The 16149-nt window shown below is 71.4% G+C and carries 15 protein-coding genes; 4 read left to right on the top strand and 11 right to left on the bottom strand.

Annotated features, from left to right (window positions below):
• Positions 1-110 precede the first annotated feature (110 nt).
• From KWI83_RS31855 to KWI83_RS31845, 3 genes are read right to left on the bottom strand one after another with little or no spacing between them, the layout of a single operon-like run.
• The gene (locus KWI83_RS31855) at positions 111-1289 is read right to left on the bottom strand and encodes a dipeptidase (RefSeq protein WP_218517887.1); all 1179 of its coding nucleotides are present in this window, start codon (positions 1287-1289) and stop codon (positions 111-113) included.
• 5 nt (positions 1290-1294) lie between these two features.
• Positions 1295-1819 (bottom strand): 5-(carboxyamino)imidazole ribonucleotide mutase, encoded by a 525-nt coding sequence (gene purE, locus KWI83_RS31850; RefSeq protein WP_218517856.1) that lies wholly within the window; start codon positions 1817-1819, stop codon positions 1295-1297.
• The gene (locus tag KWI83_RS31845; protein ID WP_218517855.1) at positions 1816-2958 is read right to left on the bottom strand and encodes a 5-(carboxyamino)imidazole ribonucleotide synthase; all 1143 of its coding nucleotides are present in this window, start codon (positions 2956-2958) and stop codon (positions 1816-1818) included. Before KWI83_RS31845 ends, purE begins: the two co-directional genes overlap by 4 nt.
• A 152-nt stretch (positions 2959-3110) precedes the next feature.
• On the opposite strand from KWI83_RS31845, the gene KWI83_RS31840 reads away from it, so the two are divergent.
• Entirely contained in the window at positions 3111-3614 is a 504-nt protein-coding gene (locus KWI83_RS31840) for a GtrA family protein (RefSeq protein WP_218517854.1), read from the top strand.
• A gap of 46 nt (positions 3615-3660) precedes the next feature.
• On the opposite strand, the gene KWI83_RS31835 is transcribed toward KWI83_RS31840, so the two are convergent.
• On the bottom strand, positions 3661-4929 hold the full coding sequence (locus tag KWI83_RS31835; RefSeq protein ID WP_218517853.1) for an ATP-binding protein: 1269 nt from the start codon (positions 4927-4929) through the stop codon (positions 3661-3663).
• A gap of 52 nt (positions 4930-4981) precedes the next feature.
• Positions 4982-5659: a response regulator transcription factor gene (locus tag KWI83_RS31830; protein ID WP_218517852.1), complete on the bottom strand. Its 678-nt coding sequence runs from the start codon at positions 5657-5659 to the stop codon at positions 4982-4984.
• Positions 5660-6151: 492 nt separating this feature from the next.
• On the opposite strand from KWI83_RS31830, the gene KWI83_RS31825 reads away from it, so the two are divergent.
• Positions 6152-7645 (top strand): peptide MFS transporter, encoded by a 1494-nt coding sequence (locus KWI83_RS31825; protein ID WP_218517851.1) that lies wholly within the window; start codon positions 6152-6154, stop codon positions 7643-7645.
• Between the two features lie 82 nt (positions 7646-7727).
• On the opposite strand, the gene KWI83_RS31820 is transcribed toward KWI83_RS31825, so the two are convergent.
• From KWI83_RS31820 to KWI83_RS31795, 6 genes are all read right to left on the bottom strand, one after another.
• On the bottom strand, positions 7728-8981 hold the full coding sequence (locus KWI83_RS31820) for a hypothetical protein (RefSeq protein ID WP_374106416.1): 1254 nt from the start codon (positions 8979-8981) through the stop codon (positions 7728-7730).
• A 35-nt stretch (positions 8982-9016) separates the two neighbouring features.
• Positions 9017-10051 carry a hypothetical protein gene (locus tag KWI83_RS31815; protein WP_308122293.1) on the bottom strand — a complete coding sequence of 345 codons (1035 nt, stop codon included), beginning with the start codon at positions 10049-10051 and terminating at the stop codon, positions 9017-9019.
• Between the two features lie 11 nt (positions 10052-10062).
• Positions 10063-10920 (bottom strand): hypothetical protein, encoded by an 858-nt coding sequence (locus tag KWI83_RS31810; protein ID WP_218517849.1) that lies wholly within the window; start codon positions 10918-10920, stop codon positions 10063-10065.
• A gap of 60 nt (positions 10921-10980) precedes the next feature.
• Entirely contained in the window at positions 10981-11664 is a 684-nt protein-coding gene (locus KWI83_RS31805; RefSeq protein WP_218517848.1) for an LPXTG cell wall anchor domain-containing protein, read from the bottom strand.
• A gap of 182 nt (positions 11665-11846) precedes the next feature.
• Positions 11847-12383 (bottom strand): ATP-binding protein, encoded by a 537-nt coding sequence (locus tag KWI83_RS31800; protein WP_218517847.1) that lies wholly within the window; start codon positions 12381-12383, stop codon positions 11847-11849.
• Positions 12384-12576: 193 nt separating this feature from the next.
• Positions 12577-12960 carry an STAS domain-containing protein gene (locus KWI83_RS31795; RefSeq protein WP_218517846.1) on the bottom strand — a complete coding sequence of 128 codons (384 nt, stop codon included), beginning with the start codon at positions 12958-12960 and terminating at the stop codon, positions 12577-12579.
• A gap of 251 nt (positions 12961-13211) precedes the next feature.
• Here KWI83_RS31795 and KWI83_RS31790 point away from each other — a divergent pair, with 251 nt between their 5' ends.
• Positions 13212-14150, top strand: a complete 939-nt coding sequence (locus tag KWI83_RS31790) for an RNA polymerase sigma factor SigF (protein WP_374106415.1) — start codon at positions 13212-13214, stop codon at positions 14148-14150.
• Between the two features lie 268 nt (positions 14151-14418).
• On the top strand, positions 14419-16143 hold the full coding sequence (locus KWI83_RS31785; RefSeq protein WP_218517844.1) for an RICIN domain-containing protein: 1725 nt from the start codon (positions 14419-14421) through the stop codon (positions 16141-16143).
• Positions 16144-16149: the final 6 nt, after the last annotated feature.

Raw genomic sequence — 16149 nt, 5'->3', positions numbered from 1 at the left:
CCGTACGTGCGCGGGCGATCGCTGTACGGTCACCGTCGCACGGGCCACCGAGGGGCTCCTGGTGAGCGGGGCGTTCGGGGTAGGGCCGGGGCCTGCCCCGCCCTCGCCGGTCACCCGTCGAGGGACTCGATGGTGGCGTTGGACGGTGCGCGCGTGGCCTGAAGGTCGCGGGCCACGTCCTCCGCCGCGCCCAGCACGCGCACCGCGTTCTGCCAGGTCAGCTTGGCGAGGTCGGACCTGGACCAGCCGCGGTCGATCAGTTCCGCGATCAGGTTCGGGTAGCCGGACACGTCGTTCAGGCCCTCGGGGGTGAACGCGGTGCCGTCGTAGTCGCCGCCGATGCCGAGGTGGTCGTTGCCGGCCACCTCGCGCATGTGGTCGAGGTGGTCGGCGACGGTCGCCACCGTCGCGACCGGGCGCGGGTTGCGCTCCTCGAAGGCCCGGTGCACCTTCATCGCCTCGGCGGTGGTGTCGAGGTGGTGGAAGCCGTGCGCGCGCATGTTGTCGTCGGCCTCGGCCGTCCAGTCGACGGCGGCCTGGAGCACGAACTTCGGTACGAACGTCACCATGGCGACGCCCCCGTTGGCGGGCAGGCGTTCCAGGACGTCGTCGGGGATGTTGCGCGGGTGGTCGCAGATCGCGCGGGCGGAGGAGTGCGAGAAGATCACCGGCGCGGAGGTGGTGTCCAGCGCGTCCCGCATCGTCGTCGCCGCCACGTGCGAGAGGTCGACCAGCATGCCCTCGCGGTTCATCTCCCGCACCACCTCACGGCCGAACGCCGACAGGCCGCCGACGTTCGGTTCGTCCGTCGCCGAGTCCGCCCACGCGATGTTGTCGTTGTGGGTGAGGGTCATGTAGCGGACGCCGAGCGCGTACAACGCCCGTAGTGTGGCGAGGGAGTTGGCGATGGAGTGGCCGCCTTCGGCGCCCATGAGGGAGGCGATACGGCCCTCCGCGCGCGCCGCCTCCATGTCGGCGGCCGTCCGGGCGGGCGCCAGGTCGTCGGGGTACCGGGCGAGCAACTGCCGTACGCAGTCGATCTGTTCCAGCGTCGCGGGCACCGCGTCGGGCAGGTCCGAGCGGACGTACACCGACCAGTACTGCGCACCGACCCCGCCCGCGCGCAGCCGCGGCAGGTCGGTGTGCAGGTGGGCGGCCTGGGAAGCGGCGATGTCCCGGGCGTCGAGGTCGTAGCGGACCTGCTCGCGCAGCGCCCAGGGCAGGTCGTTGTGGCCGTCGACCACCGGGAACTCGCGCAGGAGTTCCCGGGCCGCCTCCCGTGAGGTCACCGCGGTCACTTCCCGAAGCCGAAGCCGTTGCCCGCGCCCTCGGCCTTGGCGCGCAGGCGCTTGCCCTTCTCGGTGGCCTGGTCGTTCAGGTCCTGCTGGAAGTCCCGCATCCGGCCGAGGAGTTCCTCGTCGTGGGCGGCGAGGATACGGGCCGCGAGCAGTCCGGCGTTGCGGGCACCCGCGACCGAGACCGTGGCGACCGGCACACCGGCCGGCATCTGCACGATGGACAGCAGCGAGTCCATGCCGTCGAGATACTTCAGCGGCACCGGGACGCCGATCACCGGCAGCGGGGTCACGGACGCGAGCATGCCGGGGAGGTGGGCCGCTCCGCCCGCGCCCGCGATGATCACCTTCAGTCCCCGGTCCGCGGCCTGCTCGCCGTACGTGATCATCTCGCGCGGCATCCGGTGCGCGGAGACGACGTCGACCTCGTAGCCGATCTCGAACTCGTCGAGCGCCTTGGCGGCGGCCTCCATGACGGGCCAGTCGGAGTCCGACCCCATGACGATGCCAACAACGGGGCTCATTCGGTGATCGTGCCTCTCAGGTAGCCGGCAGCGTGACGGGCGCGCTCCAGCACGTCGTCGAGGTCGTCGCCGTAGGTGTTGACGTGGCCGACCTTGCGGCCGGGCTTCACGTCCTTGCCGTACATGTGGATCTTCAGCTGGGGGTCGCGGGCCATGCAGTGCAGGTACGCGGAGTACATGTCGGGGTAGTCGCCGCCGAGGACGTTGACCATGACCGTCCACTTGGCGCGCGGGCGCGGGTCGCCGAGCGGGAGGTCGAGGACGGCCCGGACGTGGTTGGCGAACTGGGAGGTGATCGCGCCGTCCTGGGTCCAGTGGCCCGAGTTGTGCGGGCGCATCGCCAGCTCGTTGACCAGGATGCGGCCGTCGCGGGTCTGGAACAGCTCGACGGCGAGGTGGCCGACGACGCCGAGTTCCTTGGCGATGTTCAGCGCCATCTCCTCGGCCTGGAGGGCGAGGGTCTCGTCCAGGCCGGGGGCGGGCGCGACGACCGTGTCGCAGACGCCGTTCACCTGGCGGGACTCGACCACCGGGTACGCGACCGCCTGGCCGTGCGGGGAGCGGACGACGTTCGCCGCCAGCTCCCGTACGAAGTCGACCTTCTCCTCGGCGAGCACGGGCACTCCGGCGCGGAACGGCTCGGCGGCCTCCTCGACCGACGTCACCACCCACACGCCCTTGCCGTCGTAGCCACCGCGGACGGTCTTGAGGACGACGGGGAAGCCTCCCTCGCCCTCGGCCGCGAACGCGGCGACGTCCTGCGGGTCGCTCACGATGCGGTGGCGCGGGCAGGGCACGCCGATCGCGTCGAGCCTCGCGCGCATCACGCCCTTGTCCTGGGCGTGCACCAGCGCGTCGGGCCCCGGGCGCACGGGGATGCCGTCCGCCTCCAGGGCGCGTAGGTGCTCGGTGGGTACGTGCTCGTGATCGAAGGTGATCACGTCACAGCCGCGTGCGAAGGCGCGCAGCGTGTCCAGGTCGCGATAGTCGCCGATCACGACATCGCTGACCACCTGCGCCGCGGAATCCTGCGGGGTGTCACTGAGAAGCTTGAACCTGATGCCCAACGGGATGCCCGCCTCGTGCGTCATACGCGCGAGCTGACCCCCGCCGACCATGCCGACTACCGGGAACGTCACGCTCCCAGGGTATCGGCCGCGCCAGGTCGGCCGGTTTCCGCCTCTTGTGGCAGCCATGACGGCAGCCGTGACCTCATACACGGGCGATCACAGAAGCGGGGTGGTTAGCATGGCCGGGTTGACGAAACCGACCGACGGGGGCCTCCACCACCATGAAACCGGGTTCCTCGGGTCTACGACGGCTCGTCGATGAGGTCGCCAAGTTCGGTGCCGTGGGGGGAGCCGGGCTGCTGGTCAACCTCGGCGTGTTCAACCTGGTACGGCATGTCACCGATCTCCAGGTCGTGCGGGCCAGCGTCATCGCGACCGTCGTCGCGATCGTCTTCAACTACATGGGCTTCCGGTACTTCACGTACCGCGACCGCGACAAGAGCGGCCGTACGAAGGAGCTGACGCTGTTCCTGCTGTTCAGCGCGGCCGGTCTGGTGATCGAGAACGGTGTGCTGTACGCGGCGACGTACGGCTTCGGCTGGGACAGCCCGCTGCAGAGCAACATCTTCAAGTTCCTCGGCATCGGTGTCGCGACGCTGTTCCGGTTCTGGTCCTACCGGACCTGGGTGTTCAGGGCGCTGCCCGGCCGGGGGGCGGCGGTCGGCGCGGAAGCGTTCCCGGACCCCTCGGAGCCGGTACGGCCGCCGCAGCGGGCCCGGGTGTGACACCGGGGCCGTAGGGCCTGTCAGGTCCGATGTCAGGTCCGTGTCCCTACCGGACCGTCCGTTCCTCCTCCGACGACTTCTTCACCGGCGTACGGGACAGGAACAGCGCGAAGACCGGCGGCTTGGCCTGGAGCATCTCCAGGCGGCCCCCGTCGGCCTCCGCCAGGTCGCGGGCGACGGCCAGGCCGATGCCCGTGGAGTTGCGGCCGCTGATCGCGCGCTCGAAGATGCGCGCGCCGAGGTCGGCCGGGACGCCGGGGCCCTCGTCGGTGACCTCGATGACCGCCTGGTTGCCGGTGACGCGGGTGCGCAGGGCGACCGTGCCGCCGCCGTGCATCAGGGAGTTCTCGATCAGCGCCGCCAGCACCTGCGCGACCGCGCCCGGCGTGCCCACCGCCTTCAGATGCCGTTTGCCGGAGCTGACGATCGCGCGGCCGGCCTGGCGGTAGGCCGGGCGCCACTCGGCGAGCTGCTGCTGGATGACCTCGTCGAGGTCGAAGGTGACCGCGGAGCCGGTGCGCGGGTCGCGGCTGTTGGTCAGCAGACGTTCGACGACGTCCGTGAGGCGTTCCACCTGGGCGAGCGCGATGGTCGCCTCCTCCTTCACGGTCGCCGGGTCGTCGGTGAGGGTGATCTCCTCCAGCCGCATGGACAGCGCGGTGAGCGGGGTGCGCAGCTGGTGGGAGGCGTCGGCGGCGAGGCGGCGCTCGGCGGTGAGCATGCGGGCGATGCGTTCGGCGGAGCCGTCCAGGACGTCGGCGACGCGGTCCAGCTCGGGGACGCCGTACCGCTTGTGGCGGGGCCGGGGGTCGCCGGAGCCGAGGCGTTCGGCGGTCTCCGCGAGGTCGGTGAGCGGTGAGGCGAGACGGTTGGCCTGCCGCAGGGCGAGCAGCACCGCGGCGACGACCGCCATCAGCGCCACCACGCCGATGATCAGCAGCGTGCGGCCGACCTCCCGGGTCACCGCGGAGCGCGGCTCCTGGACGGTGACCGTCTCGCCCTGCTCCCCCCGCCGGGTCGACTCGATGACGTCGCCGGACGGCTTCTGGCCGATCTCGATCGGCGGCCGGCCGGGGATGTGGACCACGGCGTACCGGTCGTCGCCGACCTGGTCGACGAGGATCTCGGGGGTGATCTCCTCGTCGCCGAGGATCCGGCTGTCGACGATGCCGGCCAGCCGTACCGCCTCGGACTTCACCCGCTCCTGGGCGCTGCTGCTGATCGTCCGGGTCTCCACCACGACCAGGGAGACGCCGAAGACGGCGATCACCACGAGCACCACGGCGAGCGTGGACTGGATCAGTCGGCGGCGCATGTCCTCTTACCCGTGTATTACCCGCGTCTCACCCGGCGGCGGCCCGGTGCGACTAGTTCTTCTCGAAGCGGAAGCCCACGCCGCGCACGGTCGCGATGTACCGGGGGTTGGCCGCGTCGTCGCCGAGCTTCTTGCGCAGCCAGGAGATGTGCATGTCGAGGGTCTTGGTGGACGACCACCAGGTGGTGTCCCAGACCTCGCGCATCAACTGGTCGCGGGTGACGACCCGCCCGGCGTCCCGTACCAGGACCCGCAGCAGGTCGAACTCCTTGGCGGTGAGCTGCAGCTCCTCCTCGCCCATCCAGGCGCGGTGCGACTCCACGTCGATCCGCACCCCGTGCGTGGCGGGCGGCTGCTGGGGCTCGGCGGCACCGCGCCGCAGCAGGGCCCGGACCCGGGCGAGCAGCTCGGCGAGCCGGAAGGGCTTGGTGACGTAGTCGTCGGCGCCGGCGTCCAGACCGACGACGGTGTCCACCTCGTCGGCGCGCGCGGTCAGGATCAGGATGGGCACGGTGTGGCCTTCGGCGCGCAGTCGGCGGGCCACCTCCAGGCCGTCCATACCGGGCAGCCCGAGGTCCAGCACGACCAGGTCGACGCCGCCCTGGATGCCCGCGTCGAGCGCGGTGGGGCCGTCCTCGCGCACCTCGACCTCGTAGCCCTCCCGGCGCAGTGCGCGCGCCAGCGGCTCCGAGATGGAGGCGTCGTCCTCGGCGAGCAGTACACGGGTCATGAGGTGATGGTAGTCCGCCCGTGGCCAGAGCCGGAGGGCTATGGCCAGGCCGGGATTCTTACCCTGCGGCGCATTGGTACGAACCTGGATCTGTGGCATGCGATCCTGCAGACGACCTTCGAAAGGGCGGCAGCGGTTCCCGCGACACCTGTGATCCCGGTCTCAAGTGCTTCCATTTCGGGCTGTGTCCTGCCGTATGGTGATTGGACGCCTGTAGCAACCAAGGGGACCTTTGGCGGTTGTCCTGAGCCGAAGGTCGCTTTTGTGCGCGGGTCGGCTCCGGCCGGCCTTGAGAGGAATGACCTGTGGCCGGGCCGCGCGCCGTGAAGCACGCGAGGCGTGGATCCCGGTGGGCGTCGTCCACCGCTCCGTGATCCGGAGCGGACTCCCCGTGGGCGTGGGGGGTGGGCGACCGATCCGCCGGTGCCGGCCGTCCCCCACCGGGCGCGCATCGCTTCTTGGGATCGCGTCCCGACCCAGCAAGGATCGACCATGGCGTCCAGCCTGACGAAGGACTCGGCCTCTCCGGGCACCCCCGGTTCCGGGAAGACCTTCTTCGGCCACCCCCGCGGACTGGCCACTCTCTTCATGACCGAGATGTGGGAGCGTTTCTCCTACTACGGCATGAGGGCACTGCTCCCCCTCTACCTGGTCGCCCCCGCCGGGCTCGGCCTGGACGCCGGTACGGCGATCGCCATCTACTCCGTCTACGTCTCGACGGTGTACCTGCTCGCCATGCCGGGCGGCTGGTTCGGTGACCGCGTCTGGGGTCCCCGGAAGACGGTCGCCGTCGCGGGCGCGATCATCATGACCGGCCACCTCGTGCTGGCGCTGCCCAGCGCGGGCACGTTCTACTTCGGTCTGCTGCTGGTGGCCATCGGCTCCGGCCTGCTGAAGTCCAACATCTCGACGATGGTCGGCCACCTCTACGACGGGCCGAACGACCCGCGGCGCGACGGCGGCTTCACGGTCTTCTACATGGGCATCAACCTGGGTGCCTTCGCCGCGCCGCTGGCCATCGGCACCGTCGGCCAGCAGGTGAACTGGCACCTCGGCTTCGCGCTCGCCGCGCTCGGCATGGCGCTGGGCCTCGCCCAGTTCCTGCTCGGCAGCCGCCACCTGTCCGACCGCTCCAGCGTCGTCCCGAAGCCGCTGAGCAGGGAGGAGCGCAACACCACGCTGCGCAAGGCGATGATCTGGCTGCTGATCGCGGTGGTCTTCTACGCCATCGTCGTCGGCACCGGAAGCTACACCCTGAACTGGGTGATGGTTCCGCTGATGATCATCGGTCTGGTCGTTCCGATCACCGTCCTGGCGCGTATCAAGCGCGACAAGGAGCTGACAGGCGCCGAGCAGTCACGGGTGTCCGGCTACATCTGGTTCTTCATCGCCGCGGCTCTGTTCTGGATGATCTACGACCAGGGCGGCTCGACCCTGTCGATCTTCGCGAAGGACCACGTCGACACGCAGGTCTTCGGCTGGGAGTTCCCGGTCTCCTGGTTCCAGTCGGTCAACCCGGTCATGGTGATGGCGTTGGCCCCGGTCTTCGCCACGGTGTGGCTGGCTCTGGCCCGCAGCCGCAAGGAGCCGAGCACGATCGCCAAGTTCGCGGGCGGTCTGGTCCTCGTCGGCATCTCGTTCTTCGTCTTCCTGCTGCCCCTGGTGGCGTCCGACGGCGGCAAGGTCTCGCCGTGGTGGATCGTGCTGATCTACTTCTGCCAGACGACCGGTGAGCTGATGCTGTCCCCGGTGGGTCTGTCGGTGACCACGAAGATGGCCCCGGCGAAGTACGCCTCGCAGATGATGGGTGTCTGGTTCCTCGCGGTCACCGCGGGCGACGCCGTCACCGGTCTGCTCTCCACCTACGGCGTCGACCTGAACAAGACCGGCGTCGTGGCCGCGGAGGCCGGCCTCGCGGTCCTCGCCGGCGTGGCGGTCTTCCTGTACCGCAAGCGCGTCAAGGAACTCATGGGCGACGTTCACTAGCGTTGGCTTGAGCCCGACGGGCCGCTGGGATCCAGGTGGGTTCCGGCGGCCCCGTCGCGTTCTGTGATCGCCCCGAGGTGGGTTACCTGGCCCTCCTTCCAGGAAGGAACGTGAAGACCGCTGCGCCGAGCAGGACCGCCGTGCCTGCCACCAGGCCCAGGGCCTGCAGGGTGCCCTGGTCGTCGGCGCCGGTTTCGGCGAGGCCGCCGTCCGGGGTCGTACCGCCGGAGGAGGACGAGCCGCCGGACGCCGAGCCGCCCGAGGCGCCGCCCGGCTGTCCGGTGGTGTCCAGGGTGAGGGAGACCTCGGTCTTCGCCGGTGTGCACGTCGTGGTCGTGCCGAGGGCCTCGATCGTCAGCACACCCGGCGACAGGGTCGACTCACCGCTCGCGCCCGGCTTGTAGGTGCCGGTCAGGTCGGGGATCTCGATCGGGTCGCCCGCCTTGATGGGCTCCGCGTTGGTGGGACCCTCGACGTGGACCGTGCCGGTGTCGGCACCGCCCAGCACCACCTCCATCGACGGCTTGACCGAGTCCTTCGGGATCTCGGCGGGGCTGTCCATCACCGACTTCTTGAACTGCACGGTGAGATCGAAACTCCCGCCGTTGTTCCGGGCGTTGATCTGCACCGGCGAGGTGGCGTTCTTGTCCCCGATGGGCGTCTTGCACTCGTAGGGGACCTGGACCTCCTTGCCGGTGAAGTCGGTCTGCCCGGTCCCGGTCGCGGTCGGTGTCGGGCTGGGGGTGCCTGGAGGTGTGGCCGTCGGTGTCGGGGTCGCAGACCCGCTCTGCGTGGGATCGGGCGTCGGACTCCCCGTACCCGAACCCCCGTCCTCCGGCGTGACGTTGATGGTCGCCGCCGACTTCACCGCCTCCTGCGGAGCGCACTGCGTGTCCGTCGACATGGCGTTGATGGTGTACGCGTCGGGCGTGAGCGTCACCGCGCCGGGTGTCGTCAGTTTCAGCGTGCCCTTCATGTCGGACAGCACCATGGCGGCGCCCTTGGGAATCGGCGGGTTCTCCCGCGGCCCCTGCATCGCGATGTCCGCGACCTGGGCGCCGGCCGCCTTCAGCGTGCCGCTCGGCTGCACCGAGTTCGCGGGCAGATCGACGATGTCGGGGTTCTTCGAGGCCGCCTGCACGAACGTCCAGACCACCTCCACCTCGTCGCCCACCTTCGCGGTCGCCGGTGCGCTGATGTCCACCGTGGTGGTGCCCTGCACCGGCGGCAGCCCGGAGATGGCGGGCGGTACGCACTCGGTCCGGTACGACACCTCGGCGGCCTGCGCGGGCACCGCGGCCAGGCCGAGCAGCATCCCGGCGCCGCCCACCAGCATCACGAGGCCGGCCGGTGTGACTCTCCTTCGCGTTCTCACGTGGGTCCCTTTCTGAGCGGAGTCGTACGACTCGGCGGGCTGTCGTCGTGCGGTGCGGAGAGCCGACCGGCCGTGCCCGGATCGGCGTCCGGGGTGAACCACGGCAGGGTCGAGTTCGAGGGGGCGGGCTCCGGCTGACGGGGGCTCACCCAGCGGACGGGCAGGCGCCGGTGGCGGACGCCGCCCGGCCGCGGCGGCCGTACCCGGTCCACCACGGCCATCCCGGCGCGGAACACCGCCGCCGGCACCACCAGGCACACCAGGACCCAGAACAGCGTCACGCCCCAGGGCCGCCCCACGGCCCACGGCTGCTCGGCGAGGACCTTCCCGCCGTACTTCAGGGAGACGCTGTAGTCACCGTGCGCCCCCGCCGCCAGCTCGACGGGCAGCCGGATCTGCGCCCTGCGGCCCGGTTCGACCGTGCCGCGCCACTGCCGTTCCTCCCACTCGGGCGCGAACACGCCGTGCGAGGTGCCGATCTGGAAGACCGGGTTCCTGATCGCCGAGGTGCCGACGTTGCCGACGGTGAAGACGAGGGTGCGGGCGGGCGGTGCCCCGAACCAGGTCAGCAGGCCACTGGAGCCGTCCAGCCGGGTGTCGTCGAGCACCGACAGGCGTCCGCCGGCCGGCTCGGCGGGCAGCGGTTCGACGGCGTGCCCGGCCACCTGGAAGACGGCGTCGGCCTGCGCCTTCGGGCCGGTGACGGTGGCGACGTGCACGACACACGGGCACGGCACGGGCGGCTCGGCGACCGGCAGTTCCCTGCGGAACCGGCCCTCGGCGTCGGTGGTGACGGCCCGGCCGTCCGCGTTGGCACAGGAGTTGGTGCCACCGATCACGCCCCGGGACGGCACGGACTGCCCGCAGATCAGGATCATCAGCAGCGCCCGCTCCCGCCACCCGCTCCCGGTCACGGTGATCGAACCGCCGGTACCCGCCTGCGCCTTGGACAGCTTCACACTCGGCCCGTCGGCGGCGACGGCGGCGGCCGGGGGCACGAGCAGCAGCAGCGCCGCGAACGCCGCGGCCACACACCGCGTCCTCACGTCGCCGCTCCCGTCAACTCGGCCTGTTCCCGCGCGCGTTCGGGCGCGGGTCCGGGGGTCGTGGGGCGCCTTCGTCGTCGTACGGCCGCCAGGGCCGCCGCCGTGACGACGGCCAGGGTGCCGCCCGCCGCCACCCCGCCCCACGGCACGAACCGCGCCGACGCCCGCGCGGTGTCCCGCGCCCCGCCCGCCGCGGTCACCGTCAGCCGTACCTCGGCCGCGTCCAGCGCGGGCCGGTCGGGCCAGGGCTCGGTGAGGTGCAGGCGGCGGCCCGGGGCGAGTTCGACGGGGAGGGTGCGCGGGGCGCGGTCGAGGAGGGTGCCGAAGACACCGTCGACGTGCACGGAGAGAGTGGGGACGAGGTCGGTGGTGCCGCGGTTGACGAGGTCGTACGTGATGTGGTCACCGCGTACGGCGACCTTCTCGACGGTGAGTGCGGACAGCTCGGGACCGCCGATCCTGAGCCGCAGGGGCACGGTCTGGGACCTGCCGTCGCCGTCCCGTACGACGATCGTTCCCGGGCGGTCGCCGGGCGCGGCCCGCTCCGGCACGGTCACGGTGAACGGGATGTCGGCGCGGGTGCGGGCGGGGACGCGTATCCCGGCGTCGGCGAAGGTGACGGGGACGCCGGTGCCGGTCAGGCGGAGGGTGAGCGGGTGCCGTGTGCGGTTCGTCACGGAGACCGTGTCCCTAAGGGCCGTGCCGGGCGCGCCCTCGGCGTAGAAGGCGGGGCGGCCGCCCCCGGTGGGCGCGACGGACCAGCCCTCGCCCGCCGCCGTCGCCACCGGCGCGGCGCACAGCAGGGCGAGGAGCGAGAGGCATACGGCACGGGCGGCACGGGTGGGATACGACATCGGCGGCTCCAGCGGTCGTACTCCGGGGTGGTCGGCGGCGTACCGCCTGCGTGCGGCGGCTCAGCGGCGTACCCGCACCGCCTGGTTGCGTCGCGTCAGCCACAGTGCGCCCGCCGCGCCCGCCAGCAGGATCGTTCCGCCGAGGGTGCCGAGGGCGATCGCGGAGTCCTCGGGGCCGGTCTGCGGGAGCTCCGCCCCGGAGTCGCCGCCGCCCTGGGGCGCTCCCCCGCCGGCCGACGCGGTGACGTCCAGCGTGAGGGACGGCCCTGGGTCGTTGCTCGGGGTGCAGGTCGTCGTCGTACCGAGGGCCTTGATGGTCAGCACACCCGCCGTGAAGGTGACCTTGCCGGTCTTCTTCGGGGTGTAGGTGCCCGACAGGTCGTTGATCTTGATGGGCGTGTCGGCGGGGATGGCGGCCTGGTTGGCGGGGCCGGTCACGGTCATCGTGCCGCTGTCGGCGCCGCCCAGCTGGATCGTGGCGCTCGGGTTCATCGCGCCCTTGCCGAGTTCGACCGGGCTGGAGGAGACGCCCTTCTGCCAGGACATCGTGATCTTGTAGCCGGAGCCGCTCTTGACGCCCTTGATGTCGATCGGCGAGACGGCGCTCTTGTCACCGATCGGCGTCCTGCACTGGTAGTTGACGTCGACGACCTCGGCGTGGGCCGTGGGGGCGGCCATCAGTACAGCCGCGCCGGCCAGGGCGGCGGCCGACGTGAGCGCGACGGTTCGCTTCTGGTACGACACGGTCCCCTCATTCCTGACGGCACATCAGATGGGCCGTCAAGGTACGCCCGGGGAGATGAGAGGGGAAGACGCGGGGCGTGCTGGAAAAGTGCGGATGAGCAACGCCGGGAAAGGGGCGCGGGGAACTGCGCGAGAAACCACGAACTGCCCGCACCCACCCAACAACAGCACCCCGTACGGCGCTACGCGGGCGCCCCCAACTCCGCCCACACCTTCTTACCGGCGACACCAGGGGTTCGTACAACCCCCCAATCCAGACAGAGCCGCTGCACGATGAACATCCCGTGCCCCCCGGGCCGCCCCGCCCGATGCGGCGTCCGCGGCGCCGGCTGCCCCGTCCCCCGGTCGGAGACCTCGATCCGGATCACCTTGTTGTCGCAGGTGATGAACATCTCGTCCGGCCCCTCCGCATGGAGGCACGCGTTGGTGACCAACTCGGACACGACGAGCAGCACATCCTCGGCGGCGGCCCGCTGATCCGCGGTCGCGGCCGGCAGCCAGCCCCACGCGTACAGCGCCTGGCGGGCGAAGTCGCGGGCCAGCGGCACGACACCGCTCTCGCCGGCGAAGGCCAGCCTGCGGACCTGACGTGCCCCCGACGACACGGCCGCGCCCCCTTCGGACGCCCCGGTCCCTGGAACGCCCCCCTCGGACGCCCCGGAAGCGCCGCTGGGCTCCGGGCCGCGGTCGCCCGGCGAGTAGGGCCGGGTGGTGCTCATCAGCGCTTCACCTCACCGATTCACCAGTTCATGATTCAAGAGTTCAGTTACGAATAGGTCGGTGCTCAGTACTCAGTGTCCGCGCGCTCGGTCACGACGGCCGCCGACATGTTCAGGATGTCTCCTGCCCGACCGATCCGGGGGAACACCCCCTACTTCGGGACGGCCCGGCACTTCGGAGGCCCCGGCGCGCTCAGTCGGCCTCACCCTCGCCGGACAGGGCCGCCTCGACCGTGTCGTGCACGGTGAAGACCGCATCCGCCCCTGTGATCTCGAACACACGAGCCACGACGGGCCGCATTCCCGCCAGATGCACTCCGCCCCCGGCGTCCTCCGCCTTCAGGCGGGCGCCGAGCAGCACGTTGAGCCCCGTGGAGTCGCAGAACTCCAGCCGTGAGCAGTCCACAACCAGGCGGCTGAAGCCCTTGGCGAGGCATGCGTCGAGTGGTTCGCGCAACAGATCGGCGGTGTGGTGATCCAGCTCACCTGCCGGAGTCACGACGGCACTAGAGCCCTCTTCCCGCACCTCCACCAGAAGCCGGCCCGACTGTGCGCTGCCGACCGTCCCGTGGTCCATGCCGTCTCTCTCTCCCGAGGTCGTGGCTGCTGTCTGTCGCCCTCGAACACTACGCCTTCCCCACACTCTTCGACAGCCGAACATCCGCCCAGAAACGGACATATGCCCACAGAGCGCACTTGCGATCGACTTGCGAAAGCGGGTAGGGCTAGTAGAGACACGTAACCAACACGGCCGGCTTTGGAGGCGCCGCACACCGCAGTGCACGTACTGGCTTCGGCAGCCTTATGCCGAGAACGATGGAGGACATCATGTCACCCCGGCTCGACGCATCGCATACCCGGACGGCGACGTCGACACCCCCTTCGGAACATCTGGATCCCATCGCGCAGGACAGCGAGACGTTCGCGGCCCAGGAGGACGCCTTCGGCGTCCAGGACGACGTACTGGCCGGACTTCCGGAGATCCCCCCGTACGACGAGGTCGGTCCCGTCGATGCACGGGCCCTGTCCAAGACCCTCTTCGAGCGACTGGAAGCGCTTGAGGAAGGCACGCACGAATACTCCTACGTGCGCAACACGCTCGTCGAACTCAACCTGGCCCTGGTCAAGTTCGCCGCCTCCCGGTTCCGCTCCCGCAGCGAGCCGATGGAGGACATCATCCAGGTCGGCACCATCGGCCTCATCAAGGCGATCGACCGTTTCGAGCTCAGCCGTGGCGTCGAGTTCCCCACCTTCGCCATGCCAACCATCATCGGCGAGATCAAGCGTTTCTTCCGCGACACCTCGTGGTCCGTGCGCGTCCCGCGCCGACTGCAGGAGCTCCGGCTCGACCTGGCCAAGGCCGGCGACGAGCTGGCCCAGCAGCTCGACCGCGCGCCCACGGTGGCGGAACTGGCGGAGCGGCTCGGGCTGTCCCACGACGAGGTCGTCGAGGGCATGGCCGCGTCCAACGCCTACACCGCCTCCTCGCTGGACGCGCAGCCCGAGGAGGACGACAGCGAGGGCGCCCTCGCGGACCGGATCGGCTACGAGGACCACGGGCTCGAAGGCATCGAGTACGTCGAGTCCCTCAAGCCCCTGATCGCCGAACTCCCGCACCGGGACCGGAAGATCCTCTCCCTGCGTTTCGTCGCCAACATGACCCAGTCGGAGATCGGCGAGGAGCTGGGCATCTCGCAGATGCATGTGTCGCGGCTGCTGTCGCGGACGCTGGGGCGGTTGCGCAAGGGGTTGACGGTCGAGGAGTGACACCGGCCCACGCGGGCTTTCCGGGCTGACGTCGAGAAGTGACACCGGCCCCCACGGCTTTCCGCCCGGCGCCCTGTGGGCGCCGGGCGAGCCATGCGCGCGCCGAGCCATTTCCGCGCCGAGCCGCGTCCGCCCGCGGCCGCGCCCCGCTTTACCCTCGGTAACCTCTTTCCCCGCAAGCCCCTCTCCACCACTATGGTCACCCTCCAAACTGGCCGGTACGTCAGGGACTTGGCCGGTCCCAGCGGACACGCGAGGAGGCGGGCGGATGGCTCGGCCGGAGGGGACCGACAACGACGCGGTGGACGGCGTGCACTCCGGCACGTCCGACGCACGGCTGACCGAACTGCTGCGCGCCGACACCGCCGTCGCCTACCCGGCGCTCCAGGAACTGCGCGCCCGCCACCGCGCGTCGGTGCTCGCCTACGCCCGGCTGTGCACGACCGGCGACTCGGCGGCCCGCCAGCTGGCGGCGCAGGCGTTCACACGGGCGGCCCGGGAGACGGCACGCGGCACCGATCCGGCCGTCCCGTGGCGGCACCAACTCCTGCTGCTGGCCGGGCGGGTGGCCGCGAGCTGGGCGGAGGACGACCGTTCCGCGGCGCTCGACGCGGGCCTGCTCCTGGTCCTCAGCACGGCCGGCCCCGACGGACCCGTGCCGCCCATGCTCGCCGCGTACCGGACGCTCCCGGCCCGCACCTGTGGCCTGATCTGGTACGGCGTCCTGGAGCAGGAAAGCGCCGAGCGGACCGCCGTACTGCTGGGCATCACCCGCGAGGACGTGACCTACGGAATCGAGCCGGCGCTGGGCGCGCTCGGCCGGTCCCTGCTGCGCGCCCGGCTGGCCGCCTCCGACGACCCCGGCTGCCAGGACTTTTGGCGATTGATCGAGGAGTCGCTACGACCGGACTCGCCCCGGCACAGCCCCGACCTGGTCGCGCACATGGCGCACTGCCCGCACTGCACCACCGCGTACGAGGAGCAGACCGCCCTGCGCGACACCCCGCGCACCGCGCTGGCCGAGGGCCTGATGCCGTGGGCCGGTGCGGCGTACGCGGCGCGGATCACCGGCGGACCGGGCGTGGGCGGCCATGCGGCGCGGGGGCGGGCAGTCGGCGGAGCGGGCGCGGACGGGGGTGTCGCGTGGGAGCGGGGCGGCGGAGCAGGTGCGGACGGCCGTATCGGGTGGGAGCGGGGCGGCGGACCGGGCCCGGAAGGCCGTAGCGCGCGGGAGCGGGGCGGCGGAACAGGCGCGGACGGCCGTAGCGCGCGGGAGCGGGTACGGCCGCCGTCCCGGCGGGTCGCGCTGGCCTCGGCGGGACTGGGTGTGGCGCTCACTCCGCTGCTGTTCTTCCTGCTGTCCCCGGGCGACTCGCCCACCGAGAACGCCTCGAGCCGGATCAGCGCCACGCCACCGCCCGCGGTGACGGTGACCGCGACGGTACCGGCGTCCCCGGCATCCCCGTCACCATCGCCCTCCGGGATCTCCGAGTCCCCCTCCCCGACGGCGAGCCCGTCCCCGTCGCGCACCACCCGCCCGCCGAAGCCGTCCCCGCCGCCGCCTCCGGCCACGTACCCGCCGGGCAGCGCCTACGCGCAGGTCGTGAACGTCGCCTCGGGGCTGTGCCTGGACATCCGGGACGGGGTCCTGGACAAGGGCGTGGACGTGATCACGGCGCCCTGTTCGCGGGCCGCCACGCAGCGCTGGCGGGTCGACGCCGGGCGGGGCGTGCTCCAGTCGGCCGCCGACCCGGACTACTGCCTGGACAGCCGCGGCTCGACAGACCGGGGCGTGGGCATCTGGACCTGCTCGTCGGTGGCGGGGAGGAACGCGCAGAACCTGAAGTTCGTGGTCGACGACGCCGGGCTGATCCGGCCCGCCATCGCCGTGGAGACCGCGGTGACGCCGGACGGCGGGGACGGGCTGGTGTTCCGGTCACTGGACGACTCGAACGGGGACCCGGACCAGCGGTGGCGGGCGGGGGCCGCCTGACCGGCG

The sequence above is a fragment of the Streptomyces sp. TRM70350 genome (genome assembly GCF_019219825.1).
In the GTDB taxonomy this organism is placed as follows: Bacteria; Actinomycetota; Actinomycetes; order Streptomycetales; family Streptomycetaceae; genus Streptomyces.
Note: the sequence above shows the minus strand (reverse complement) of the source record. Positions and strands in the feature narration are given on the sequence as shown.